General features: G+C 63.4%; 21 protein-coding genes. 17 read left to right on the top strand and 4 right to left on the bottom strand.

Features of this window, described 5'->3' with window-relative positions; genetic code table 11:
* Window positions 1-414 precede the first annotated feature (414 nt).
* The 3 genes from ACNKU3_RS11465 to ACNKU3_RS11455 are packed head-to-tail and all read left to right on the top strand — an operon-like array spanning window position 415 to window position 6,243.
* A complete protein-coding gene (locus ACNKU3_RS11465; protein WP_418259604.1) occupies window positions 415-1,764 on the top strand; it encodes a TolC family protein in 1,350 nt (449 codons plus the stop codon).
* Entirely contained in the window at window positions 1,761-3,083 is a 1,323-nt protein-coding gene (locus ACNKU3_RS11460; protein ID WP_418259603.1) for an efflux RND transporter periplasmic adaptor subunit, read from the top strand. The genes ACNKU3_RS11465 and ACNKU3_RS11460 overlap by 4 nt, the downstream gene beginning before the upstream one ends.
* Window positions 3,076-6,243 carry an efflux RND transporter permease subunit gene (locus ACNKU3_RS11455; protein WP_418259602.1) on the top strand — a complete coding sequence of 1,056 codons (3,168 nt, stop codon included), beginning with the start codon at window positions 3,076-3,078 and terminating at the stop codon, window positions 6,241-6,243. Before ACNKU3_RS11460 ends, ACNKU3_RS11455 begins: the two co-directional genes overlap by 8 nt.
* Window positions 6,244-6,520: 277 nt before the next feature.
* Here the strand turns inward: ACNKU3_RS11455 and smpB are convergent, their stop codons facing one another.
* Window positions 6,521-7,000 (bottom strand): SsrA-binding protein SmpB, encoded by a 480-nt coding sequence (gene smpB, locus ACNKU3_RS11450; RefSeq protein ID WP_418259995.1) that lies wholly within the window; start codon window positions 6,998-7,000, stop codon window positions 6,521-6,523.
* Between the two features lie 107 nt (window positions 7,001-7,107).
* On the opposite strand from smpB, the gene ACNKU3_RS11445 reads away from it, so the two are divergent.
* The 3 genes from ACNKU3_RS11445 to ACNKU3_RS11435 are packed head-to-tail and all read left to right on the top strand — an operon-like array spanning window position 7,108 to window position 9,213.
* On the top strand, window positions 7,108-8,460 hold the full coding sequence (locus ACNKU3_RS11445; RefSeq protein ID WP_418259601.1) for a sodium-dependent transporter: 1,353 nt from the start codon (window positions 7,108-7,110) through the stop codon (window positions 8,458-8,460).
* Between the two features lie 10 nt (window positions 8,461-8,470).
* Window positions 8,471-8,902 (top strand): type II toxin-antitoxin system RatA family toxin, encoded by a 432-nt coding sequence (locus ACNKU3_RS11440; protein ID WP_418259600.1) that lies wholly within the window; start codon window positions 8,471-8,473, stop codon window positions 8,900-8,902.
* Between the two features lie 5 nt (window positions 8,903-8,907).
* Window positions 8,908-9,213, top strand: a complete 306-nt coding sequence (locus ACNKU3_RS11435; protein WP_418259599.1) for an RnfH family protein — start codon at window positions 8,908-8,910, stop codon at window positions 9,211-9,213.
* 37 nt (window positions 9,214-9,250) lie between these two features.
* On the opposite strand, the gene ACNKU3_RS11430 is transcribed toward ACNKU3_RS11435, so the two are convergent.
* Window positions 9,251-9,634: an outer membrane protein assembly factor BamE gene (locus ACNKU3_RS11430; RefSeq protein WP_418259598.1), complete on the bottom strand. Its 384-nt coding sequence runs from the start codon at window positions 9,632-9,634 to the stop codon at window positions 9,251-9,253.
* A gap of 72 nt (window positions 9,635-9,706) precedes the next feature.
* On the opposite strand from ACNKU3_RS11430, the gene fur reads away from it, so the two are divergent.
* Window positions 9,707-10,123, top strand: coding sequence for a ferric iron uptake transcriptional regulator (gene fur / locus ACNKU3_RS11425; protein ID WP_418259597.1), 417 nt, complete (start codon window positions 9,707-9,709; stop codon window positions 10,121-10,123).
* 18 nt (window positions 10,124-10,141) lie between these two features.
* Here fur and recN read toward each other — a convergent pair whose 3' ends face one another.
* Window positions 10,142-11,800 carry a DNA repair protein RecN gene (gene recN / locus ACNKU3_RS11420; RefSeq protein WP_418259596.1) on the bottom strand — a complete coding sequence of 553 codons (1,659 nt, stop codon included), beginning with the start codon at window positions 11,798-11,800 and terminating at the stop codon, window positions 10,142-10,144.
* A 427-nt stretch (window positions 11,801-12,227) separates the two neighbouring features.
* Here recN and hrcA point away from each other — a divergent pair, with 427 nt between their 5' ends.
* From hrcA to ACNKU3_RS11370, 10 genes are all read left to right on the top strand, one after another.
* Entirely contained in the window at window positions 12,228-13,286 is a 1,059-nt protein-coding gene (gene hrcA, locus ACNKU3_RS11415) for a heat-inducible transcriptional repressor HrcA (RefSeq protein WP_418259595.1), read from the top strand.
* 167 nt (window positions 13,287-13,453) lie between these two features.
* Entirely contained in the window at window positions 13,454-13,999 is a 546-nt protein-coding gene (grpE, locus tag ACNKU3_RS11410) for a nucleotide exchange factor GrpE (RefSeq protein WP_418259594.1), read from the top strand.
* Window positions 14,000-14,176: 177 nt separating this feature from the next.
* Entirely contained in the window at window positions 14,177-16,111 is a 1,935-nt protein-coding gene (gene dnaK / locus ACNKU3_RS11405) for a molecular chaperone DnaK (protein ID WP_418259593.1), read from the top strand.
* A gap of 132 nt (window positions 16,112-16,243) precedes the next feature.
* Window positions 16,244-17,371, top strand: coding sequence for a molecular chaperone DnaJ (dnaJ, locus tag ACNKU3_RS11400; protein WP_418259994.1), 1,128 nt, complete (start codon window positions 16,244-16,246; stop codon window positions 17,369-17,371).
* Window positions 17,368-18,174 (top strand): 4-hydroxy-tetrahydrodipicolinate reductase, encoded by an 807-nt coding sequence (dapB, locus tag ACNKU3_RS11395; protein WP_418259592.1) that lies wholly within the window; start codon window positions 17,368-17,370, stop codon window positions 18,172-18,174. The genes dnaJ and dapB overlap by 4 nt, the downstream gene beginning before the upstream one ends.
* Before the next feature lie 119 nt (window positions 18,175-18,293).
* Window positions 18,294-19,148: a thioredoxin gene (gene trxA, locus ACNKU3_RS11390; protein WP_418259591.1), complete on the top strand. Its 855-nt coding sequence runs from the start codon at window positions 18,294-18,296 to the stop codon at window positions 19,146-19,148.
* 143 nt (window positions 19,149-19,291) lie between these two features.
* On the top strand, window positions 19,292-20,332 hold the full coding sequence (locus ACNKU3_RS11385; RefSeq protein WP_418259590.1) for an LLM class F420-dependent oxidoreductase: 1,041 nt from the start codon (window positions 19,292-19,294) through the stop codon (window positions 20,330-20,332).
* Window positions 20,332-21,147: an SDR family oxidoreductase gene (locus ACNKU3_RS11380; protein WP_418259589.1), complete on the top strand. Its 816-nt coding sequence runs from the start codon at window positions 20,332-20,334 to the stop codon at window positions 21,145-21,147. Before ACNKU3_RS11385 ends, ACNKU3_RS11380 begins: the two co-directional genes overlap by 1 nt.
* A gap of 9 nt (window positions 21,148-21,156) precedes the next feature.
* The gene (gene aceK / locus ACNKU3_RS11375; RefSeq protein WP_418259588.1) at window positions 21,157-22,884 is read left to right on the top strand and encodes a bifunctional isocitrate dehydrogenase kinase/phosphatase; all 1,728 of its coding nucleotides are present in this window, start codon (window positions 21,157-21,159) and stop codon (window positions 22,882-22,884) included.
* Entirely contained in the window at window positions 22,884-23,591 is a 708-nt protein-coding gene (locus ACNKU3_RS11370) for a histidine phosphatase family protein (RefSeq protein WP_418259587.1), read from the top strand. Before aceK ends, ACNKU3_RS11370 begins: the two co-directional genes overlap by 1 nt.
* Here the strand turns inward: ACNKU3_RS11370 and ACNKU3_RS11365 are convergent.
* Window positions 23,588-24,943, bottom strand: a complete 1,356-nt coding sequence (locus tag ACNKU3_RS11365; RefSeq protein WP_418259586.1) for an MATE family efflux transporter — start codon at window positions 24,941-24,943, stop codon at window positions 23,588-23,590. The genes ACNKU3_RS11370 and ACNKU3_RS11365 overlap by 4 nt on opposite strands.

Below are 24,943 nucleotides of genomic sequence, written 5' to 3'. Positions count from 1 at the left end.
GGCAGGCGGTTGCCTGCCAGTCGATGCCGGGAGACAGCGCCGCGACAGCGATGAGCGCGGATATGGACCACTCAGCCCACCACGCCATGGCCATGGCGGACACTGACCAGGGATCAATGTCCCCCAATTGCTGTGACAGCCATCAGTGCCTCAAGGGCAGCTGCGCGATACATGCACTGCTGCCACCGGCTTCCCTGTTTGAAGCCACATCCCCCGCCGCCAGCTGGTTGAGTTCAGTCACACCCAGCCATCCACGCGCGCACAGCGAAACGCCCCAACGTCCCCCCTCTGCCTGACTGCACGGGACAGGTACGCCTGAATTTCGGCTGAATCCTGTCCGCGCCGGCCGCGCGCCGGCACCTGATGCCACCGCAAAGCGCGTGGCCGGTGTGTTACCAGACAGGAAGCGGGAAAGTGAAAACGCAATCAGACAATCGCGTCCAGCGGCGGCGCTGTGCAGTGCTGGTGCTGGGCCTCCTTGTACAGGCTGGGCCAGCCTGGTCCCAACTACCACTGCAACAGGCGGTGGCGATCGCCCAGGCCAGTGATCCCTGGCTCGATGGCAGCAAGCAGAAAGAGCTGGCGCTGGTCGCCCAGGGGGAGGCCGCGGGCAGCCTTCCGGATCCGCTGTTGAGCGCGGGATTCGCCAACCTGCCGACCGATACCTTCGACTTCAACCAGGAGGCGATGACCCAGTTCACGGTGGGTCTAACCCAGGTCCTGCCGCGCGGTGACAGCCGTGAGCTGCGTCAGCGCCAGTTCGACGAACTGGGCCGGGAGCTGCCCTTCACCCGCCAGGACCGCCGGGCACAGGTGGCGGTGTCGGTAGCCGAGCTCTGGCTCGATGCCTGGCTGGCCCGAGAATCCATCCGCCTGATCGAGGATGACCGCGAACTGTTCGAGCAGCTGGTAAGCGTGGCCGAATCCCGCTACGCCACTGCCCTGGGCGGCACCAGCCAGAACGACCTGGTGCGCGCCCAGCTGGAACTGACCCGTCTCGACGACCGGCTGGCCAGCCTGCGGGCACAGCGCGAGAGTGCCCAGTCCCGGTTGCGCCAGTGGCTGCCCGCCGAGGGTGCGACCGCAGTGGCGCGGATCGAACCGGCCAGCGGGTTGCCCGCCCTGCAACTGTTGCCGCTGGCCGGGACGGACCTGACCACTGTTGCCAGCAACCCGTCGCCCGTGATCCTGGGCGAGCAGTTGCAGCAACACCCGGCAATCAGGGGGATAGACCGGCGCCTGGATGCCTCGCAGACGGGGATCGATATTGCCGAGCAGGGCTACCGGCCCGAGTGGCGCCTGAACGCCAGCTACGGCTATCGCGAGGACGATCCCGCGGGGATGGATCGCCCGGACTTCTTTTCCGTCGGTGTCGCCGTTGACCTGCCGCTGTTTTCCGCGAGCCGCCAGGACAAGCAGGTGCAGGCGGCGACGGCCAGTGCCGAGGCGGTGCGCACCGAGCGCGCACTCGCGCTGCGCCGGATGGTCGGGGAGTTCCTCGGCCAGTGGTCGCGGCTGCAGCGACTGGAAGAGCGCCGCGCACTCTACCGCGACCGCCTGTTGCCGGAAATTGGCGACCAGGCCCAGGCTGCGCTTGCCGCCTACACCCACGACGCGGGGGATTTTGCCGAGGTGGTGCGCGCCCGCATCGACGAACTCAACGCGCATATCGACGCCCTGTCCCTCGACGTGGAGCGGCTCAAGTCGATTGCCCGGATCAACTACTACCTGCAGCCCGCCAATGATGAGGAGCCAGCCGCATGAAGACTTCGTTCACACTGATTGGCGTCCTTGCTGCAGGCGTGGCCGTCGGCGCTTTGCTGGGCAATCACTGGTCCGCCGCTGACCCGGTGGCAAACAACGCACCCGCGGAGGAGCAGCCGCTGTACTGGGTGGCGCCCATGGATCCCAACTACCGCCGCGACCAGCCGGGCAAGTCGCCCATGGGTATGGACCTGGTGCCGGTGTACGCCAGCCAGCAGCCGGCGGGTACGGTGCAAATTTCGCCTGCCGTGGTCAACAAGCTCGGGGTGCGCAGTGCGCCGGCCCGGCGCGAGATATTGCCGGTTGATATCCGCACGGTGGGTTACGTGCAGTACGACGAGGACCGCCTGGTGCACGTACACCCGCGGGTGGAGGGCTGGATTGAAAAGCTCTACGTCAAGGCCGCGGGCGACCCGGTTGCCCCCGGGCAGCCACTCTACGATCTCTATTCCCCCGAACTGGTCAACGCGCAGGAGGAATTCCTGCTCGCCCTGCGCCGCGACAATGCCACCCTGCAGCGCGCGGCGGAGAATCGCTTGCGGGCGCTGCAGTTGAGCGATGCCTTTATCGAGACCCTGAAGCGCGAGCGCCAGGTACAGCAGACAGTCACTTACCTGGCGCCCGGTGGCGGGGTGGTCGACGCGCTGAAAATCCGCGAGGGCTTCTTTATCGGCCCGCGGGACACGCTGATGGCGATAGCCGCCCTGGATGAAGTCTGGGTCGAGGCGGAAGTCTTCGAGCGCCAGGCCGCGCGCATTCGTCGCGGCCTGCCGGTGACCATGGCGCTGGAATCGATACCCGGCAAGCAGTGGTCCGGCAGGGTCGATTACGTCTACCCCTCGCTGGACCCGGCGACCCGTACCCTGCGGGTCAGGCTGCGCTTTGCCAACGATTCCAGGGAGCTGCGGCCGAACATGTTTGCCCAGGTGACCATCCACGCCGGGGATGACCAACCGGTACTCGCCGTACCCCGGGAGGCGCTGATCCGCAGCGGCGAAGGCGAGCGGCTGGTACTGGCCCTCGGCGAGGGCCGCTTCCGCGCGGTGCCGGTGCGCGCCGGGCGCTACGGCGGCGAGCTGGTGGAAATCCTCGACGGCATTGGCGAAGGTGATGAGGTGGTGACTTCCGCCCAGTTCCTGCTCGATTCAGAGTCCAGCCGGCGCGCGGAATTCGCGCGCATGGAAGTGCCCGGCGGCGCAGGCAAACCCGCGTCGGAGCATGCTGCCCACAGCAGTGATGCGCATGCGAACCACGCCGCCACGGATGCGCCGGACGCGATGCAGAAGCACGGCGACGCGGGAGCGCACGACCATGATTGAGGGGATTATTCGCTGGTCGATAGCCAATCGCCTGCTGGTGCTGCTGGCGACACTGGTCCTGGTAGGGGCGGGGATTTTCTCCCTGCGCCAGACCCCGGTGGACGCCATCCCGGACCTCTCGGATGTGCAGGTGATTATCAAGACCAGCTATCCGGGCCAGGCGCCGCAGGTCGTTGAGGACCAGGTCACCTATCCGCTGAGCACCGCCATGCTGTCGGTGCCCGGCGCTGTGACCGTGCGCGGTTTTTCCTTCTTTGGGGATTCCTACGTCTACGTGATCTTCGACGAGGACACCGACCTCTACTGGGCGCGCAGCCGGGTGTTGGAATACCTGAGCCAGGTGGCGCCCTCGCTGCCCGAGAGTGCGCGCCCGCAACTCGGCCCGGATGCCACCGGCGTGGGCTGGGTCTATATCTATGCGCTGGTGGATCGCACCGGCAGGCACGACCTCGCCCAGTTGCGCAGCCTGCAGGACTGGTTCCTGAAGTATGAGCTGCAGGGGGTGCCCGGGGTGTCCGAGGTCGCCACTGTGGGCGGCATGGTGCGCCAGTACCAGGTGAAGGTGAGCCCGGATCGCCTGCGCGCCTACGGCATTCCGCTGTCGCTGATCCAGAATGCCATTCGCGCGGCCAACCAGGAGGTGGGCGCCTCGGTGGTGGAGATGGCCGAGGCGGAGTACATGGTGCGTGCGACCGGTTATATCGAGGGCCTCGACGACCTGCGGCATATCCCCCTCGGGGTCAACGACAACGGTACGCCGCTGTTGCTGCAGGACGTCGCGGAGATCGATATCGGCCCGCAGATGCGCCGCGGTATTGCCGAGCTGGACGGCGAGGGCGAGGTTACCGGCGGCATTGTGGTCATGCGCTATGGCGAGAACGCCCGCGCGACCATCGCCGCGGTCAGGGAACGCCTCGAACAGCTGCGCGGCAGCCTGCCGGAGGGGGTGGAACTGGTAACGGTCTATGATCGCTCCGGCCTTATCGACCGCGCGGTGCGCAACCTCTGGCAGAAGGTGGGCGAGGAATTGCTGCTGGTGGCGCTGGTCTGCCTGGTATTCCTGTTTCACCTGCGCTCCTCGCTGGTGGCGGTGATCAGCCTGCCGGTGGGGATTCTCGCGGCCTTCGTGGTGATGTACCTGCAGGGCCTGAACGCCAACATCATGTCACTCGGCGGCATCGCCATCGCCATCGGCGCGATGATCGACGGCGCCATCGTGCTGGTGGAAAACCTGCACCGGCATTACTCGCGCACCGAGGTCACCCGCGCCAACCGCTGGCAGGTGGTGGCGGCCGCCGCCTCGGAGGTCGGCCCGGCACTGTTTTTCAGCCTGCTGATCATCACCGTGAGCTTTATCCCGGTGTTCACCCTGGAAGCCCAGGAGGGCCGCATGTTCACCCCGCTGGCGCTGACCAAGACCTACGCGATGGGCGCCGCCGCGGCGCTGGCGGTGACCCTGGTGCCGGTGCTGATGGGCTACTGTGTGCGCGGCAAGCTGCCCGCGGAGGGCCGCAATCCGGTCAACCGGGCGCTGGTGGGCGCTTACACGCCGGCCCTGCGGGCGGCGCTGGCGCGGCCGCGGACCACGCTGGTGCTGGCCCTGCTGCTGGTGCTGAGCGGTCTGTGGCCCCTGTCGCGGCTGGGCAGCGAGTTCATGCCCACGCTGGACGAGGGCGACCTGATGTACATGCCCACCACCTATCCCGGCCTGTCGATCGGCAAGGCGCGGGAGGTCCTGCAACAGACCGACAAGCTGATTCGCACGGTGCCGGAGGTGGCGACAGTGTTCGGCAAGATCGGCCGGGCGGAGACCGCCACCGATCCTGCGCCGCTGACCATGATCGAAACCTTCATCCAGCTGAAACCCCGCGAGCAGTGGCGGCCAGGGGTGACGACGGCATCGCTGCAGGCGGAGCTCGACCAGCTGGTACAGATGCCCGGGCTGAGCAACGCCTGGGTGATGCCGATCAAGACCCGTATCGATATGCTCGCCACCGGCATCAAGACTCCGGTGGGCATCAAGGTAGCCGGGCCCGAACTGGCGGTGATCGAAAGCATCGGCAGGCAACTGGAGACCATCCTGGCGGAGGTGCCCGGTACGGCGTCGGTCTATTCGGAGCGGGTGGCCGGCGGGCGCTATATCAATGTCGACATCGACCGGGCGCGGGCAGCGCGCTACGGCCTGAACATTGCCGATGTCCAGCAGGTCATCGCCAGTGCAGTGGGCGGGGTGAACATCACCCGCACCGTGGAGGGCCTGGAGCGCTACCCGGTCAACCTGCGCTACCCGCAGGACTACCGCGACTCGCCGGAACAACTGGGCCTGCTGCCGGTGATCACCCCGGCGGGGCAGCGCATCGCGCTGGGCGACGTGGCCAGCGTGCGGGTGGAGGATGGGCCCCCCGGGATCAAGAGTGAAAACGCCCGGCTCAATGGCTGGACCTTCGTCGATCTCGCCAGTAGTGATGTGGGCTCCTACGTGGAGGCGGCGCAGGCGGCAGTGGCCGCGCAGCTGGACCTGCCCCCGGGCTACTCCATCAGCTGGTCCGGCCAGTACGAGTACATGCAGCGCGCCGGTGAGCGCCTGCTCTACCTGGTGCCGCTGACCCTGGGCCTGATCGTCCTGTTGCTCTACCTCAATTTCCGCCGCTTTGCGCCAGTGGCGATCCTGATGGCCTGCCTGCCGCTGGCCCTGGTCGGCAGTGTCTGGCTGCTTTACCTGCTGGATTACAACCTGTCGATCGCCGTGGGGGTAGGTGTGATTGCGCTGGCCGGGGTGGCGGTAGAGACCGGTGTGATCATGCTGGTCTATCTCGACCAGGCCTGGCGTGACCTGCAGGAAAGCACAGAGGCATCCGCCCGCGACAGGGCGGCGCTGGACGCCGCGGTGTTGTCCGGTGCCAGCCGCCGGGTCCGCCCGGTACTGATGACGGCGACGGCGACCATTTTCGGCTTGCTGCCGATCCTGCATGGCAGTGGTACCGGCGCAGAGGTGATGAGCCGTCTGGCGGCGCCAATGGTGGGGGGGATGCTCAGTGCCGTGCTGCTGACACTCTTCGTGATTCCGGTGGTGTACCTGCTGTGGCGGCGCTGGGAACTGGCCCACCCGGTGGAGCAGCATTCACGCGCGGAGCTGGAAAACGCCGGCCACCAGCAATAGAAAGCCGCAACCGGTTGCCGGGGAGCAATCGACTGCGGCCGGGGGGGTATTGCCTATAGTGAGGGAATTGCATCGCGCCAGGGTCCCTCACCCGGCACTCTCCTCCATGGGAGAGTGTTGCGGTTAACACCGTATACCCGTGGCAAGGACGTTCCGTGTGTGCGTTGGGGGTAAGGAATACCTGCCACATTTTAACTATGGTAGCCGCGGGAGCTTACCGCAAGGCGGGTTTTAGACCGAGTCTGTCTAAGCTCGCCTGGCCTGATAACAACCGGGCTTACTGTTTGACGTTATCGCGAATTACACGCTGTTTCTGCCGCTGCCAGTCGCGGTCTTTCTCGGTGTCGCGCTTGTCGTGGGATTTCTTGCCGCGGGCCAGGGCGATCCGCGCCTTGACCAGGTGTCCCTTCCAGTAAAGGTCGGTGCACACGCAGGTCAGCCCCTTTTGCGAGGTCCCTTCCAGTATTTGTGCCAGTTCCTTCTTGTGCAGCAGCAGTTTGCGGGTGCGGGTCGGGTCGGTCACAAAGTGGGTGGAGGCGGTGTCCAGCGGCACGATCTGGGCGCCGAGCAGGAAAGCCTCGCCGTTCTTCATCAGTACGTAGGAGTCGGTGAGGTTGCCCTTGCCCATGCGCAGCGCTTTCACTTCCCAGCCGGTCAGCGAGACGCCCGCCTCGAAGGACTCGAGCAGCTCGAAGTCAAAGCGGGCGCGCTTGTTGCGCGCAATGGTGTTGTCGGAGACTTTCGGTTTCTTTGCCATGGCGCGCATTATACGGTTCACCGCGCGCGCTGAAACGGTAATCTTGCTCTTTTCTGCGCGGCCCGCCTCGGGCACTCTAAGCCCATGATAAAACAGTGGATTATGCTGTGACTGCAGCTGTACAGGCAGTGCTTCCCGGATGGCAGAGCCGCACGACATTCGTACTGGCGCTGGCGGCGGCCTCGGTCGGACTGGGCACGCTATGGCGCTTTGCCTGGCTGCTGGGCAATTACGGCAGCGCCGCATTCATGCTGTCCTATGTCCTCAGCCTGTTTCTGGTGGCGGTTCCCGTTTGCTGCGCTGAAGCGGTCCTCGGCGGCCTGGGCCGGGCCGCCCCGATCCGGGCCATCCGGGTTGCAGCGGAGGACGCCGGCGCCTCCCGCCACTGGATGTGGCTGGGCCTGCTGATGGCGCTGACCGGCGTGCTGCTGGCCGCCTGCCAGTCGGTCGTCGCCGCCTGGAGTCTCGCCTATCTCAACCTCTTCCGCGGCGAGGTCTTCGCCGCCGCCAGCGTGCCGGAAGTGGCGGATCGCTTCAGCGACCTGATCGAGGATACCGCCATGCAGATTCGCTGGCTCACGGTGTTCGCCGCGCTCCTTGGCGGAGTACTGGCGGCCGGTGTGCGGCGCGGCCTGGGGGCGCTGGCCTGGCTGTTGGTGCCGTTGATGGTGACCCTGCTGGCGGTGCTGGTGGGCTTCGCGTTCGACAACGGCGATCTCGCCGCCGCGCACAACTTCCTGTTCAACACGCGGCTGGCGGATTTCAACCTGGAAGCAGTGCTGGCGGCGCTCGGCCACGCGCTGCTGTCCCTGGGCACCGGCGTCGGCGCCGTGCTGGTGTTCGGAGCCTATGCCCCGGCACAGATACCGCTCGGGCGCTCGGTCATGGCCGTGGCGCTGTTCGATACCCTGCTGGCCCTGCTGGCCGGCATTGCCATCATGCCGGTAATTCTCGCCAGCAACCTGCTGCCCGCAGGTGGCCCCGGTCTGCTGTTCATTGGCGCGCCTTACGCCTACGGCAACCTCGGCCAGGGCGAGTTCATTGGCGTGTTGTTCTTCGCCCTGATGGCGATGGCCTGCCTGGGTGCCGCCGCTGCGCTGCTGGAGCCCCTGGTGACCCTGCTCCAGCAATACCTGCGCCTGGGTCGCGTCGCCGCGGCAGCGACGGCGGCGCTGCTGGTTTGGGGCCTCGGCTGGGTGATCGCCGCGTCCATGAGCGAGTACGGCTGGAATGGCTGGCAAAACCTGCTCGGGCGTATCGATTACCTGGCGGCGGGCATCATGCTGCCACTGATAGCGCTGCTGATCGCCGTGCTGGTGGGCTGGGGCCTGCGGCCGGAACAGTTGCGCCGCTGCCTCGGCCGGGAGTCGCGGGCCCAGTTCTCGCTTTGGCGCTGGGTCCTGCGCTATATTACGCCCCCCGCGCTGGTGTTGATGCTGGTGGCGGGCCTGGTTCAGTGAAGAGTTTCCGATGACACGCATTCACCGCAGCGCCCTGTTACCGTATCCGGCGCAGCAGATATTCGACCTCGTCAACGATGTCGAGGCCTACCCCGCGTATATGGACGGCTGCGTGGGCGCGCAGATATTGCGCCGGGAAGCGGATCTCATCGAGGCGCGACTGGACCTGGCCAAGGGGCCCGTCAGGCAGAGCTTTTCCACCCGCAACCGCCTGCTGGATGCACGCCACATTTCGCTGGAACTGGTGGATGGCCCCTTCGAGCGCTTCCACGGCAACTGGGAGTTCCTGTCGCTGGGGGAGCAGGCCTGCAAGGTCAGCCTGGAACTGGAGTTCAGCATCAGCAGCGCGCTGCTCGGGGTTGCCGCGGCGCGCCTGTTCGATTCGGTATCCGATAACCTGGTCGGCGCGGTGGAAAAACGCGCGCGCCAGCTGTACGGTTGAGCCCCATGAGTGAGCCGGGCACTATCAATGTCGAAGTGGCCTATGCCCTGCCGGGCAAGCAGGCCATTATCAGCCTGAGCGTTGCGGAAGGCACGACGGCGCTGGAAGCCGCGCGACAGTCCGGGGTGACGCAGAAGTTTGAAGGGGTCGACCTCGAGAACGCCAAGCTCGGCGTATTCGGCAAGGCGGTGGCGCCGACACAGGTGCTGCGCGAGGGCGACCGGGTGGAAATCTACCGCCCGCTGATTGCCGATCCGAAGGAAGTGCGCAAGGCGCGGGCGGCGAAGTCGAAAGAGCGCCGCCAGGCCTGACCAGCGCCGCGGCACCGGTTCAGGCAGGCCGCGTTAATCAGGTGCGGTCGTCTTCCGGGAAACTGCTGTCACTCTCGGCGGGAACCTCTTCGCGAAAGGCGGCAGGCGCCGCGTCTCCGCGCACATCCACAAGGCTGTCGCCATCGAAAATCACGGTCAGTTTGGAGTCGGCCAGGACATCGAGGCCGTTGCGCTTGCTGTAGCTGTAGTCCCAGCGATCCGGGTTGAAGGTGTCTTCCACCAGCGGCGTTCCCAGCAGGAAGCGAACCTGGCGGCGGCTCATCCCCGGCTGGAGCTGGTCGAGCTGTTCCTGGGTGACGATGTTGCCCTGTTCGACGTCGATGCGATAAACACCGGGAAAACCGACAAAACTGCAGGCGCTGAGAGCGAAGGCGAGCAGGGCCGGCAAAAGAATACGCATGGGCTAAAACTTCCACTTCATTTATAGCGGTGGCATCATACCGCTACTCGCCAAGACAGAGAACCCCTCACCATGTCCGAAGAAAATCAGGAACTGCGCCGCGCAGGGCTGAAAGTTACGCTCCCCAGGGTCAAGATCCTGCAGATCCTGGAGATGACCGAGCACAGCGAGCAGCACATGAGCGCGGAACAGGTCTACGACGCACTGCGCGACGCCGGGGAAGATGTGGGATTGGCGACGGTATACCGGGTACTCACCCAGTTCGAATCCGCCGGTCTTGTCACCCGCCACCATTTTGAAACCGGCCACTCCGTGTTCGAACTGGCCAAGGGCGATCACCACGACCACATGGTCTGTCTCGATACCGGCGAAGTCATCGAGTTCAACGACCCGGTTATCGAGGAACGCCAGAACCGGATTGCCGCCGAGCACGGCTTCGAGCTCGAGGACCACTCGCTGGTTCTCTACGTCCGTAAAAAAGCCAACTGAAGCAGGTTTCTCGCAGCGTCAGGCCTCGGCGTTTTCCAGCATCTCGCGGGCATGGGCCCGGGTCTGTTCGGTGATGCTCAGGCCACCGAGCATACGCGCCAGTTCCTCCACCTTGTTGTCCGCGTCCAGCGTTTCCAGCTGTGTCTGCACCGATTTGCCGCTGCTGAGCTTGCTGACGCGCAGGTGGTGATGCCCCTGTGCCGCGACCTGTGGCAGGTGAGTGACGCACAGCACCTGTGATTTGCCGGCCAGCCCGCGCAGCAGTCGGCCGACCACTTCCGCCACACCGCCGCCAATGCCCACGTCCACCTCGTCGAAGACCATCGCCGGCACCGTACTGCCGCTGGCGGCAACCACCTGGATGGCGAGGCTGATGCGGGAGAGTTCGCCACCGGAGGCGATCTTGCCCAGCGGCTGCGGCGCTGCGCCCGGGTTGGTGCTGATCCGCAGCTCCACGTCCTCGTTGCCGTGGGGGTGGGGGTTGCCGTCCTCCCGGCCGGGCAGGGCGGCCTCCAGCTGGCAGTGGGCCATGGCCAGGGAGGCGAGAATCTTCTGCGTTTCCACCGCGAGGCTTTTGGCGGCCTTTTTGCGGCCGGCACTGAGCTTCTTCGCCTCGGCCTGGTACTCCCCCGCCAGCCGGTCGAGGTCGGCTTGCAGGGTATCGATACGCTCCGCGCTGCCGGTCAGGGAGTCCAGTTCTTCCTGCAGTCGCTGCTGGGTCTCCCGCACCTGTTCGGGCAGCACCCGGTGCTTGCGCGCCACGTCGTAAATCGCTTCGAGCCGCTCTTCCACCTCTTTCAGGCGCTCCGGATTGATTTCCACCCGGTCGAGGTAATGCTGGATCTCGCGGCTCGCCTCGGACAGCTGGATGGCAGCACTCTCGAGCAATTCGCGCGCCCCGTTCGCCGCTTCGCCGGCGTGGGTGCGGCTGTCCATCAGCTGCAATGCGCGCCGGGTCCCGGTTTCCTGTTCCTCGCACAATTCCACCGCGGCGTGGGCGGAGGAGAGAATCTGTTCGGCATTCTCCAGCTGCTTCTGCTCGCTCTCCAGCGCTTCCAGCTCCCCTTCCTGCAGCGCCAGCGCCTCCAGCTCCTCGACCTGGTAGGACAGCAACTGCGCGCGTGCCGTGTGCTCCTCGCGGCTGCCCGCCAGCAGTTCCAGCTCGCGCCGGGCGCGCAGCCAGGCACTGGCCAGTTGCCCGACAGACTCGGTGAGCCTGGAATGCCCTGCATATTCATCCAGCAGGTCCCGCTGCACCGGGCGCCGCAGCAGCGACTGGTGGGCGTGCTGGCTGTGAATGTCGATCAGCAGCGCCCCCAGTTCCGCGCAATCCTGCAGCGTACTGGGACTGCCATTGATATAGGCGCGACTGCGGCCCTCCGCCGTCACCACCCGGCGCAGCAGGCACTCCTCGCCGCTGTCGAGATCGCGCCCTGCCAGCCACTGGTGCGCCGCGGGGATACCGGTGATATCAAAGGTAGCGGAAATCTCGGCGCGCTCGCAGCCGGGCCGCACCGCCTTCGGGTCCGCCCGGTCGCCCAGGCACAGGCCCAGGGCGTCGAGCATGATGGATTTGCCGGCACCGGTTTCGCCGGTAATGACGGTCATCCCGCCGGCCAGTTCGATGTCCAGTTCCGGGACGATGGTGTAGTTGCTGATGCTGAGATGGGTGAGCATACGCCGCCCTGAATGTTTCGACATTTATACCGCAGAAGTCTGGCAGCATAAATAGATCGAACGCCACTGGATTGGATCTGGAACCTGAAATTTGTAAGGTGATTGGAAGGGATACTGGCTGATCGCTGGCCAAGCCACCGGCTAGCGAAGTAACCATGAGGGAGCGCTTGAAGATGGGACTGATTTGTAGCGTTGTTTGACTTCCTGGTGCGTGGGTTGAGCCGCCGAGCGTGAAACGGATCCTGCCTGCTGGAACACGCCAAAAAGCGCACTTCCATGTGCAGGCTCGGGTGGCGACGTCCCTGTCGCCACACGGTTCCAGCAGGCAGGTTCCGTCTCACACTCTACCTGTGGCACAAGATTCAGGCTGGGCCATTGCATGGGAACTTGTGAGTTTGGCGATCCGCCCCCACTATGATACAAACACATGGACAACCTGATTACGGACACCATGACCAGCGACGTTATTTCCGACAGGGCCAAGGTACTCCTGAAGACCCTGATCCAGAAACACATCAGCGACGGCCAGCCCGTGGGCTCCAAGACGCTGATGCAGGCCTCCGGGCTGGCCGTCAGCGCGGCCACCATCCGCAACGTCATGTCCGACCTCGAGGAGCGCGGCTTCCTCGCCTCGCCGCACACCTCCGCCGGGCGCATCCCCACCGCCCAGGGCTACCGCTTCTTCGTCGATTGCCTGCTGCAGGTACAGCCGCTGGAACAGGAGGCCGTGCAGTTCCTGCGCCACGGCCTCAATCCCGACAAGTCCACCGGCGAACTGGTCCAGAGCGCCTCGTCACTGCTGTCCAATATTACCGCCCAGGCCGGCCTGATAACCGTGCCGCGCAAAGAGCCGGGGCAGCTCCGGCAGGTGGAGTTCCTGCCCCTGTCCGGGGACCGGGTGCTGGTCATCCTCGTAGTGAATGAGCGCGAAGTGCAGAACCGCATCATCCACACCCAGCGGCCCTTTACCGAAGAGGAGCTCAACGCCGCCGCCAGCATGGTCAACCAGCGTTTCGCCGGGCGCCCCCTGCAGCAGGTCCAGGAGCACCTGCTGCGGGAAATGCAGGAGGCCCGCAGCCAGATCGACAGCTACATGCAGGCGACCCTGGACCTTGCCAGCAAGGCGCTGGACCAGGATGAGGGCAGCGAGGATTGCGTCGTGGCGGGAGAATCGCGCCTGCTGGGCGGTGCCACGGCGGATGAAATGTTCAAGTTGCGGGAGCTGTTCGACGCCTTCGAGCGCAAAAAGGATTTGCTCCACCTGCTGGAGCGCTGCTCCCAGGCACAGGGGGTACAGGTGTATATTGGTGACGAGGCCGGCTACGAAGTGTTTGGCGACTATTCGGTGATCACTGCCCCCTACACCGACGGCGCCCGTACCCTCGGGGTACTGGGGGTTATCGGACCGACCCGGATGGCCTACGAGCGGGTGATTCCCATCGTCGATATCACCGCCCGGATGTTGAGCTCCGCACTCACCCGCTGATCCCCGCAGGCGCGTCCCGGGACCCGCCATCCGCTCAGGATCGGCCTCCAATTCCAGCCTTGAAATTCCCCGAGCCGGCCCCATATCCGGCGAACGACACCAATCGCAAGCCATAACGGAGAAAACGCGTGGCCGAGCAAGACTCTCAGAAATCTGGAACCGGTACCATGGACGGGGGCGAACAGTCGCCAGCTTCGCCCGAAGCGGAAGTAAATGCCCGGGATATCGCCAACGAGGAAGTCGTTGAGGAGGATACCCTGGAATCAGAGCTGGAAACCCTGCAGGCCGACCTCGCCGCAGCCCGCGATGCGGCCCTGCGTGCCCAGGCCGACGCACAGAATATCCAGCGCCGCGCCGAGCTGGACGTGGAGAAAGCCCGCAAGTTCGCCCTCGAGCGCTTCGCCAGCGAGCTGTTGCCGGTGGTAGACAACCTCGAACGGGCGCTGGAAGCGGCCGCCGGCGGTGAAGAGGCCGTCAGGCCGATCGCCGAGGGGGTCGAGCTGACCCTGAAAAGCCTGATCAGCGCACTGGAGAAGCACAGCGTGGCGCAGCTCGACCCCCAGGGCGAGCCCTTCGACCCGAACCTGCACCAGGCCATGAGCATGGTGGAAAACCGGGAAGTCGAGCCGAACACTGTTATCGCCGTCATGCAGAAGGGCTACACCCTGAACGGCCGCCTGATCCGCCCGGCCATGGTGATGGTCAGCAAGTAACCGGCCAGGGTGGGGGCGTTTTGACCGGCAGCCGGGTAAAACCGGGTGCGATCAGTGTAAAAAACCGGCCCTGACCCCACTTTCCGGGGGTTGAATCACCGCGAAAGACCCCCAGATAGAGAACAACGAAATTGCAGCGGGCGCCACGGAGCGCCCACCAAGACTGGAGAGACAAACATGGGCAAGATTATCGGAATTGACCTCGGTACCACCAACTCCTGCGTGTCAGTGCTGGAGGGCGGCAAGCCGCGGGTTATCGAGAACTCCGAGGGCGACCGCACCACCCCGTCGGTCGTCGCGTACACCGAGGACGGTGAAATCCTGGTCGGCCAGAGCGCCAAGCGCCAGGCCGTGACCAACCCGCAAAACACCCTGTTCGCCGTGAAGCGCCTGATCGGCCGCCGCTTCAAGGACGACGTGGTGCAGAAAGACATCAGCATGGTCCCCTACAAGATCACCGAGGCGGACAACGGCGACGCCTGGGTGGAAGCCAAGGGCCAGAAAATGGCGCCGCCGCAGGTTTCCGCGGAAGTACTGCGCAAGATGAAGAAAACCGCCGAGGAGTTCCTCGGTGAGCCGGTAACCGAAGCGGTTATCACCGTGCCGGCCTACTTCAACGACTCCCAGCGCCAGGCCACCAAGGACGCGGGCAAGATCGCCGGTCTCGAGGTCAAGCGCATCATCAACGAGCCCACCGCGGCGGCGCTGGCCTACGGCATGGACAAGGCCAAGGGCGACCGCACCATCGCGGTCTACGACCTGGGTGGCGGTACCTTCGACATCTCCATCATCGAGATTGCCGAAGTGGACGGCGAGCACCAGTTCGAAGTACTGTCCACCAATGGCGACACCTTCCTCGGTGGTGAGGATTTCGACCTGCGCCTGATCGAGTACCTCGCCGCGGAGTTCAAGAAAGAGTCCGGTATCGACCTGCACAACGATCCGCTGGCCCTGCAGCGCCTGAAAGAGGCCGCCGAGAAAGCCAAGATCGAACTGTCCAGTTCGCAGCAGACCGAAGTGAACCTGCCGTATATCACGGCGGATGCGACCGGTCCCAAGCACCTGGTGGTTAAACTGTCGCGCTCCAAGCTCGAGTCGCTGGTGGAAGAACTGGTGAACCGTTCGCTGGAACCGGTGAAAATCGCCCTGCAGGACGCCGGCCTGTCACCCTCCGAGATCAACGACGTGATCCTGGTGGGCGGTCAGACCCGCATGCCGATGGTGCAGCAGAAAGTCGCGGACTTCTTCGGCAAGGAACCGCGCAAGGACGTCAACCCGGATGAAGCGGTGGCCATGGGCGCCTCCATCCAGGGCGCGGTACTGTCGGGCGACGTCAAGGATGTACTGCTGCTGGACGTCACCCCGCTGACCCTGGGTATCGAAACCATGGGCGGTGTGGCGACCCCGCTGATCGAGAAGAACACCACGATTCCGACCAAGAAATCGCAGGTCTTCTCCACCGCGGACGACAACCAGACAGCCGTGACCATCCACGTGGTGCAGGGTGAGCGCAAGCAGGCGGCGCAGAACAAGTCGCTGGGCCGCTTCGACCTGGCGGACATCCCGCCGGCCCCGCGCGGCATGCCGCAGATCGAAGTCACCTTTGACCTCGACGCCAACGGCATCCTCAACGTGTCGGCGAAGGACAAGGCCACCGGCAAGCAACAGTCCATCCGGATCACCGCCTCTGGCGGCCTGTCCGAGGAAGATATCGAGAAAATGGTGGCGGACGCCGAGGCGAACGCTGAAGCGGACAAGAAGTTCGAGGAACTGATCACCGCTCGCAACACCTGCGACGGCCTGGTCCACGCGGCGAAGAAAACCCTGGAAGAGGGTGCGGAACACGCCAGCGATGACGAGAAAGCTGCTATCGAGGCCGCCATTGCGAAGGCTGAGGAGGCGGTGAAAGGTGACGACAAGGATGCCATCGACGCCGCGGCAACCGCGCTCACCGAAGCCACCGGTCCGGTCGCGCAGAAGATGTACGCGGCCCAGGCGGAAAGCGCACAGGGCGCGTCCGCCGGTGCGGGTGCCGGCGGCAGCGGCAGCAACGCCGCCGATGACGTGGTCGACGCTGAGTTCGAGGAAGTCAAGGACGACGACAAGAAGTAAGGCAAGCAGGCTGCCTCGATGGGGTCAGAGCCCTTTTTCCCCTGAGGGAAAAAGGGCTCTGACCCCGGTTTTGTTGGTTCGGGCTCTGACCCCAATTTACGTTTTAAACAGCGGCAGGCGGGCCGGGTGAGTATGGAAAAACGCGACTATTACGAGATTCTTGGCGTCGATAAGGGTACCGACGAAAAGGAAATCAAGAAAGCTTACCGCCGGGTGGCCATGAAGTACCACCCGGACCGCAACCCGGATGATCCGGAGGCGGACCACAAGTTCAAGGAAGCCACCGAGGCCTACGATGTCCTCATGGATCCGGAAAAGCGCGCGGCCTATGACCGCTTTGGCCACGCCGGGGTCGATCCGCAGATGGGCGGTGGCGGCGGTTTCGGCGGCGGCAGCTTCAGCGATATCTTCGGCGACGTTTTCGGTGACATCTTTGGCGGCGGCGGTCGTTCCCGCAGCGGCCCCCAACGCGGCTCCGACCTGCGCTATACCCTGGACATCACCCTGGAAGACGCGGTGCATGGCACCACGGTCGAAATTCGCGTCCCCAACCTTGTCGAATGTGAACCCTGCGACGGCACTGGCGCCAGGCCGGGCTCCAAGCCGCAGAACTGTGGTACCTGTGGCGGCGTCGGCCAGGTACGGATGCAGCAGGGCCTGTTCCAGGTGCAGCAGACCTGCCCGGCCTGTCGCGGCCAGGGCCAGATCATCTCCGATCCCTGCAATTCCTGTCACGGCCAGGGCCGGGTGGAAAAAACCCGTACCCTGTCCGTGAAAGTACCCCCCGGCGTGGATACCGGTGACCGTATCCGGCTTACCGGGGAAGGCGAAGCGGGCCTGAAGGGTGGTCCTCCCGGCGACCTGTTCGTGCAGATTTCCGTCAAGCAGCACTCGATCTTCGAGCGCGACGGCAAGCACCTCTACTGTGAAGTGCCGATATCCTTTGTCGACGCGGCACTGGGTGGCGAGATGGAAGTCCCCACCCTCGGCGGACGGGTAAAACTGAAGATTCCCGCGGAGACCCAGACCGGTAAACTGTTCCGCCTGCGTGGCAAGGGCGTCAAGCCGGTGCGCGGCGGCGCAGTGGGCGACCTGCTGTGTCGCGCGGTAGTGGAAACTCCAGTCAACCTCACCAAGCGCCAGCGCGAACTGCTCGTGGAGCTGGGCGAGACCCTCGGCGAGGACGGCAAGCGGCAGTCCCCGCGCCAGCAGAGCTGGTTCGAGGGCGTGAAGAATTTTTTTGAAGACATGACATCATGACCACACGTATCGGTATTACCGGCGCCGCCGGGCGCATGGGGCGCACACTCATCGAGGCTGTGAACGCCGCCGGTGCCCCGCTGCAGTTGGCGGCCGCCATCGAACGACCCGGTAGCAGCCTGATCGGTGCCGACGCGGGTGAGCTGGCCGGCATTGGCCGCAACGGCGTCAGCGTGGCCGGGGACCTCGCTGAAGTGGTCGCCGATATCGACGTATTGATCGACTTCACCGTGCCCGAGGCAACGCTCGCGAACGTGAAACTCTGTGCGCAGCACGGGGTGGCGGTGGTTATCGGTACTACCGGCTTTAGCAGTGATCAGCAGGCTGAAATCGATGCTGCGGCGCAGCGTGTACCGGTCTGCAAGGCGTCCAATTTCAGCACCGGCGTAAACCTCTGCTTCAAGCTGCTGGAGGTCGCGGCGCGGGTGCTGGGTGATGACGTGGACATCGAGGTCTACGAGGCCCATCACCGGCACAAGATCGATGCGCCCTCCGGTACTGCGCTCAGTATGGGGCAGGTGGTTGCCGATACGTTGGGCCGTGACCTCGACAAGGTTGCAGTCTATGGCCGCCAGGGCCAGACCGGCGCCCGCGAACGCGAAACCATCGGCTTCGCCACCGTGCGGGCCGGCGATATCGTCGGTGATCACACGGTGATGTTTGCCGCGGATGGTGAGCGGGTCGAAATCACCCACAAGGCGTCCAGCCGGATGTCCTTCGCCCGCGGCGCCGTGCGCGCGGCCGGCTGGCTGGCTGGCCGCGAAGCGAAACTGTACGACATGCGGGACGTACTGGGCCTGTAAGGCAGGTGTGCCGCCCCAGTGGGGCGGGTTGAATCAGTACGAAGCAATTGGCAGCAGCGTGCGCCGCGCGAGTGTCGCCGCGGTATGCCTGCCATCGAGAAATGTTTGAGGAAATGACATTGAGCGACTACATCGTCAACATCAATGAATCCAACGCCGCGGCGGTGCTGATCGACGAGTCCCACAACCGTCCGGTCGTCGTGGACTTCTGGGCCGACTGGTGCCAGCCCTGCAAGACGCTGATGCCGCTGCTGGAAAAAATCGCCAACGAATACCAGGGTGCCTTCGTCCTCGCCAAGGTCAACGCCGACGAAATGGGCATGATTGCCCAGCAGTTCGGGGTGCGCAGCCTGCCTACGGTTTTCGTGATGAAAGACGGCCAGCCGGTGGACGGTTTCGCCGGAGCCCAGCCGGAAACCGCGATTCGCGAGATGCTTGGCAAGTACCTGCCGAAACCCTGGGATGCCCTGATCGAACAGGCGCAGGAACTGATGGCCGCAGGCGATTTCAACGCCGCGCTCGCGCCGCTGCGCCAGGCCCGGGAGGACTCCGGGGAGCAGTTGGAGGTGACCTTCCTGTATGTGCGCGCACTGATCGAGTGCCTGCGCCTGGACGAGGCACAGGTGCTGCTGGATGGCGTGCGCATGGCGGACCAGGACGCCAGTTACGAGCAACTGCGCGCCCTGCTTGAGATCAAGCGGCAGGCGGCAAAATCCCCGGAGATCGAGGCGCTGGAACAACAGCTTGCAACCGATCCGGAGAACCTGGATATCCGCCAGCAACTGGCGGTGCAGTACACCAATGCTGGCATGTTCCGCGATGCCCTGGAAAACCTGGTCAGCATCCTGCGCAAGGACGTCAATCACGCCGATGGCGCCACCAGGAAGGTCCTGCTGGATACCATTGCCAGCCTGGGCAAGGGCGATCCATTGGCGGCAGAGTACCAGCGCAAACTCTACAGCCTGCTGTACTGAAACCATCCCCGGCGTACGTTGCGGTCAATATTTTTGGCCGCTCCAACCATTGAGTGCTGTTCCCCAAGCCGGTACTTTGGCTTCTCCCCATGGACTAGACTACAGTCCTTTCCCGGGGTGAACACTACTTGTGGAGGCGGCGTATGAAACTGGGCCTGTTGCTGGGTTACTCCGGCAAACGTATAGAAATTCCCCTTGACCTGATCAAGCAGGCGGAAGCCCTCGGTTACGACTCGGTGTGGACCGCCGAATCCTATGGCAATGATGCCGTGACCAGTGCTACCTGGATCCTCGCGCACACCGACAAAATTCGCGTCGGTACCTCGATCATGCAGATGCCGTCGCGCACCCCGGCGCTCGCCGCGATGACCGCGATGTCCCTTGACCAGCTATCCGGTGGCCGTTTTATCGCCGGTATAGGCGCTTCCGGGCCCCAGGTTGTCGAGGGCTGGCACGGGATTCCCTACGGCAAGCCGGTCACCCGCACCCGCGAGTATATCGAGATCATGCGCCAGATCATGGCCCGCCAGGGGCCCCTGGATTTCCAGGGCGAGGTCTACCAGGTGCCCAACAAGGGACCCGGTACTACCGGCCTCGGCAAACCGCTGAAGTCCATTCTCGATCCCAGCCCGGATATTCCCATCTACACCGCCTCCATAACCCCCGCGGGCCTGCGCTGTGCGGGTGAATTGGCCGACGGGGTCTTCCCTGTGTGGATGGATCCGAACCAGTACGGGGTGATTGGCGAACACCTGGAGAAGGGCTTTGCGGCGGCCGGTAACGGCAAGTCGCTCGCCAATTTCGACGTTGCCCCGTTTGTGTTTGTGGCGATGAATGACGATGTCCGTGCCGGTTATGACGCACTGCGCCCGGGCCTGGCGTTGTACATCGGCGGCATGGGCGCCAAGGGCAAAAACTTCTACCACGATTACACTGCGCGCCTCGGTTTTGCCGATGCCGCGGAGGAAATTCAGGACCTGTACCTGGCCGGCAAACACGCCGAGGCGATTGCCGCCGTACCCGATGAATTTGTCGACGCCATTGGCCTGGTCGGACCCCGCGAGCGAATCCGCGAAAAGCTGGCTGACTGGAAAGCCGCAGCGGCCCGCGGTGAGATCAGTACCATGCTGCTGGGCATGCAGGCGCCTTCCGTGCTGGAGTTTCTTGCCGGGGAACTGCTGTAGTGAACCTGGCCAGTAAGGTGATCGTGGTAACCGGTGGCGCAAGCGGTATCGGCAGGGCCCTGTGTGAGCGCTTTGCCGAGGAAGGTCCGGAAAAGATCGTCGTTACCGATCTCGATCACGGCGGCGCGAGCAAAGTCGCGGACACGGTTTGCGGCGACGCTTTTGCCCTCGATGTGCGCGATGGTGACGCCATTCGCTCATTCGTCGAACAGGTAGAGGCACGTTATGGCCGCGTCGACCTTTTCTGCAGCAATGCCGGTATTCTCTCCCTGGACGGCGAGCCCTGGTGGGCGACGTCTGCCCCGGATTCTACCTGGCAGGCGATGTGGGAGATTCATGTCATGGCGCATGTGCACGCCGCCCGCGCTTGCCTGCCGGGAATGCTTGCCCGCGGTGAGGGTTATTTCCTGAATACGGCGTCTGCGGCGGGCCTGCTCAACCAGATTGGCGATGCGGCCTATTCAACCACCAAGCACGCAGCAATCGGTTTTGCCGAGGCCTTGGCGATAACCCACGGCGATGACGGTATCAAGGTATCGGTGCTCTGTCCCCAGGCTGTGGCCACCGGTATGGTGGAAAACCTGGGCGGCGGCGCGCGTGCTGGCGCGGGGGAGGCAGCGAGCGTCGACGGGGTCCTCTCCGCAGCCGATGTCGCCAGTGCGGCAGTAGCTGGGCTTGCTGAGGAACGCTTCCTGATACTTCCCCACCCTGAGGTGGAAAGCTATCGCCAGGCGAAAGCCAGGGACTACGACCGCTGGTTGGGCGGCATGCGCAAACTGCGCCGCAAAGTCGGCTTCGGCAAGGACTTTCACTAAGGTGAGACATTGCATCGCCAGGAACGCTTCGCGCGCACCATACTGAATGGCTTTGAGGCCTATTTCGCCGAATTCCAGAACATCACACTGGCGGCGCGCACCCGCTTTGAAAACGCCGACTGGCTCGCTATGCAGGCGGCTTCCCGGCAGCGGATCGACCTCTACAAGGAAAAGACCAACGAGATTTTCGAGTATGTCGAGTTGATCGCCGGGGCATGCCTTCGCGACTTCGACTTCTGGCGAGAATCCAAGGTCATTTATTCACGCCTGATCGAAGGCCACGATAATTTCGAGATTGCCGAGACCTTCTACAATTCGGTGTTCTGCACGGTTTTTGATCACCACAAGATTCGCGACGAGTATGCCTTTGTATTTTCGCCGCAGGGGGACATGCCGCCTGCCGACGTGAGCCGGGTTTACCATACTTACCGTGGCGGCAGTTCGCTGGGACAGGTGGTGGGCGAGATACTGGACGACTACAGCTTCGACATCCCCTTCGAGGATCGCGAACGGGATGTTCGCCATATCGTCGAGGCCATCAACTCCTACCTGGGCGGCAAACTGGACCTGGGTAGTGACAGTCTCCAGTTCCAGGTACTGCACCAGCATTTCTTTCGCAACAAGAGCGCCTATGTGGTTGGCCGTATCGTCAGTGGTGCCAGGACCATGCCCTTCGTACTGCCGATTCTGCATAATGACGAGGGCGGGGTATTCGTCGATACGATCCTGTTCGGATCAGACAAGCTGAGTGTTATTTTCAGTTTTACGCGCTCTTACTTTTTTGTGAACGCGGCGATTCCCTCCCAGTACGTACTCTTTCTGCAGCAACTGATGCCGGCAAAGCCCATTTCGGAAATCTACAGCGCAATGGGTCACAACAAGCACGGCAAGACCTATTATTACCGCTGTGCCTACCGGCACATGACGAGCACCACCGACAAGTTCATTGTTGCGCCGGGTATCAAGGGGATGGTGATGAGCGTGTTTACGCTGCCTTCCTATGATTTCGTGTTCAAAATCATCAAGGATCGATTCACCCCGCCCAAGGAAATGACCAGGGAACAGGTGAAGGAGAAATACCGGCTGGTGAAGCGCTGGGACCGGGCGGGGCGCATGGCCGACACCCAGGAATTTACCAACCTGGCGTTCGCCCGGGAGCGTTTCTCCGACGAGTTGATGGCGGAGTTGCACAAGGTCGCACCCTCGATGATCGAGGAACATGGCAAGGCACTGATAATCCGCCATGTCTATGTCGAACGAAGGATGACGCCCCTTAACCTGTACCTGCAGGATGCCACGGACGAACAGGTCAGCGAAGTGATGGACGAATATGGCAATGCCATCAAGCAGCTCGCCGCCGCCAATATTTTCCCCGGTGATATGCTGCTCAAGAACTTCGGCGTCACCCGTCACGGTCGCGTCGTTTTCTATGATTACGATGAAATCCAGCCCCTTACCGAGTGTAATTTCCGGGTCATTCCCAGCCCGCGAACAGAGGCAGAAGAGCTGGCGAGCACGCCATGGTACTCGGTGGGGCCGAACGATATTTTCCCCGAGGAGTTCCGCCTGTTTTTCTCGGGAAACCAGCGGGCAAGAAAGGTATTTGACAGTATGCACAGCGACATCTACGAGGCTTCATTCTGGAACGGCCTGCAAGACCAGGTACGCAGCGGCTATATCGAGAGCTTCTTTCCCTACCGCAGGAAACTGCGTTTCGATCGGGGGTTTGCTGACTGATGTCTACTTTATACCTGATCAGGCATGGCCAGGCCTCCTTCGGCACTGATGATTACGATCGCCTGTCGGAGCTCGGGCGGGTACAGGCGCAGCGCACCGGGGAGTATCTGTATCGGAGTGGTGTAACGCTGGACGCGGTCTATACCGGCAGCCTGAAACGGCAAAAGGATACGGCGAGTCTGGCACTTGCTGCGCAACCGCGGCAGGTTGAAGCCATCGTTGACCCGAGATTCGACGAGATTCGTAACGACGAGCAGTTTGAACATCTCGCACCCTTCCTGGCCGGGAATGACCCGCAGTTGGCGGAGCTGCTGTCGCGCTCACACAACGAAAGCAAACCCTACCAGAAAGTACTCGCCGCGGTTTTTGACTATTGGGTAAGGAATGATTGCAGTGAATTCGGCATCCAGAGCTGGGATGACTACCGGGGTAGTGTGCGCACTGCGATGGCGGAGCTCATGGATAACGAAGGCTCTGGCAAGCAGGTTGCCCTGTTCACCTCCGGTGGCACCATCGCGACCATCGTTTCCCAGGTTCTGGGAATGGAGGGCATCGCTACCTATAAGTTCTATGAGCCGATGTTCAACTGTGCGATTAGCCAACTGGTGTTTTCCGGTGGTCGTGTTTCCCTCGCGAGTTACAACGACTGCTCCTTCCTGCGTGTCGCGGGAAGTGACGCGGGAGAACAGCTGGTAACCTACCGCTAGCTGCCGATCCTGACGTGTTGCCAGTGTCCCCGGCTGTAGCGCAGTAACATCAGTACAGCCTTGATGCCGTAGTCGAACAGGGTGACCGCGAACATCCAGTAGACGGACATCCCCAGGCTGACAAAAATTGCCGCGGGTATGATGCGCCCCGCGACCATGCCGATGACCGTCGAGATGAGGGGGAAGCGGGTATCCCCGGCGCCACGCAGCGCGCTGCCGAGGGTGATCTCGATCGCCATGATCGGCTGGGAAAGCGCAATGAAGTAGATGAAAACCTTGGTCAGCTGTACGGTTTCCTCGTCTGGAATCATGAAACGCGCGAGATCTTGCGCATAGATTGCAATCGGCACAGAAAGCACGCACATGGTGGTGACCGCCATGGCCAGTCCACGCCAGCCGGTGGTCCTGGCGAGATCCGGACGTTGTGCACCGAGGTGCTGGCCCACCAGGGTAGCGGTAGCGAGCCCGAAGCTGAAGGCGACCACCAGCGAGAAGGATACGATACTGATGCCAATGCCGTAGGCCGCGTAGGCGGCTGTGCCGTAATGCCCCAGGAACAGGAAAAAGCCGAGCATGGCAATCTGTATAAAACCCTGCTCCAGAACCGATGGGGTGCCAATCTGGACCAACTGGCGCACCTGGGTGCGGTCGATGGCCCAGCGCTTTACCGCGCCGAGCTTGAAATTACCCCGCCACCAGCTCAGTACGAAAATGCAGGCGGGTATCGCCGCGGCGAGCCCGCCGCCCATCGCCGTGCCGGCGACGCCCAATGCGGGAAGTCCGAGCGCTCCGTAGGTGAATGAGTAGGCAAGCAGCACATTCAACATGACGCTGGCAAACAGGAACCAGAGTGGTGTTACCACGTCCCCGGTTGCCCGCAACGCGGTTGAGAGCATGAGGTTGATCGAGATAAAAACACTGAACAGGCCGTACCAGAATATGAATCGTGCGGTTTCCTGGGTTGTGTGCGCATCCAGCCCGAAAAGACCCGCGACCTGGCTGGGAAACAGGAGCAGCGGAATGGTTGTTACGGCGGAAAGAAGTAAACATAGCGCCATTGAGGCCCAGTGAGCCCTTTCCGCGATCAGCTTGTTGCCCGCTCCCCAGTGGCGGGAGATCAGCGCTGTAGCGGCAACCGACAACCCCATCATCATTGCCTGAAGCAGGAAAAAGACCCGGTGCCCGGTAGTGACCGCCGCTACCGAACTACTGCCGAGGTCGGATACGATTTTGATATGGGCGAACTGGACCGTTGTTAACAGCAGGTTGGAAACTATCGTCGGCCAGGCCAGCTGCCAGACGCGCAGGGTGGTTGAGCCCGTATCACTTCCGGGATTGGAACTGATTGCCAT

This window comes from Haliea sp. E17 (assembly GCF_048323675.1).
In the GTDB taxonomy this organism is placed as follows: Bacteria; Pseudomonadota; Gammaproteobacteria; order Pseudomonadales; family Halieaceae; genus Mangrovimicrobium.
Note: the sequence above shows the minus strand (reverse complement) of the source record. Positions and strands in the feature narration are given on the sequence as shown.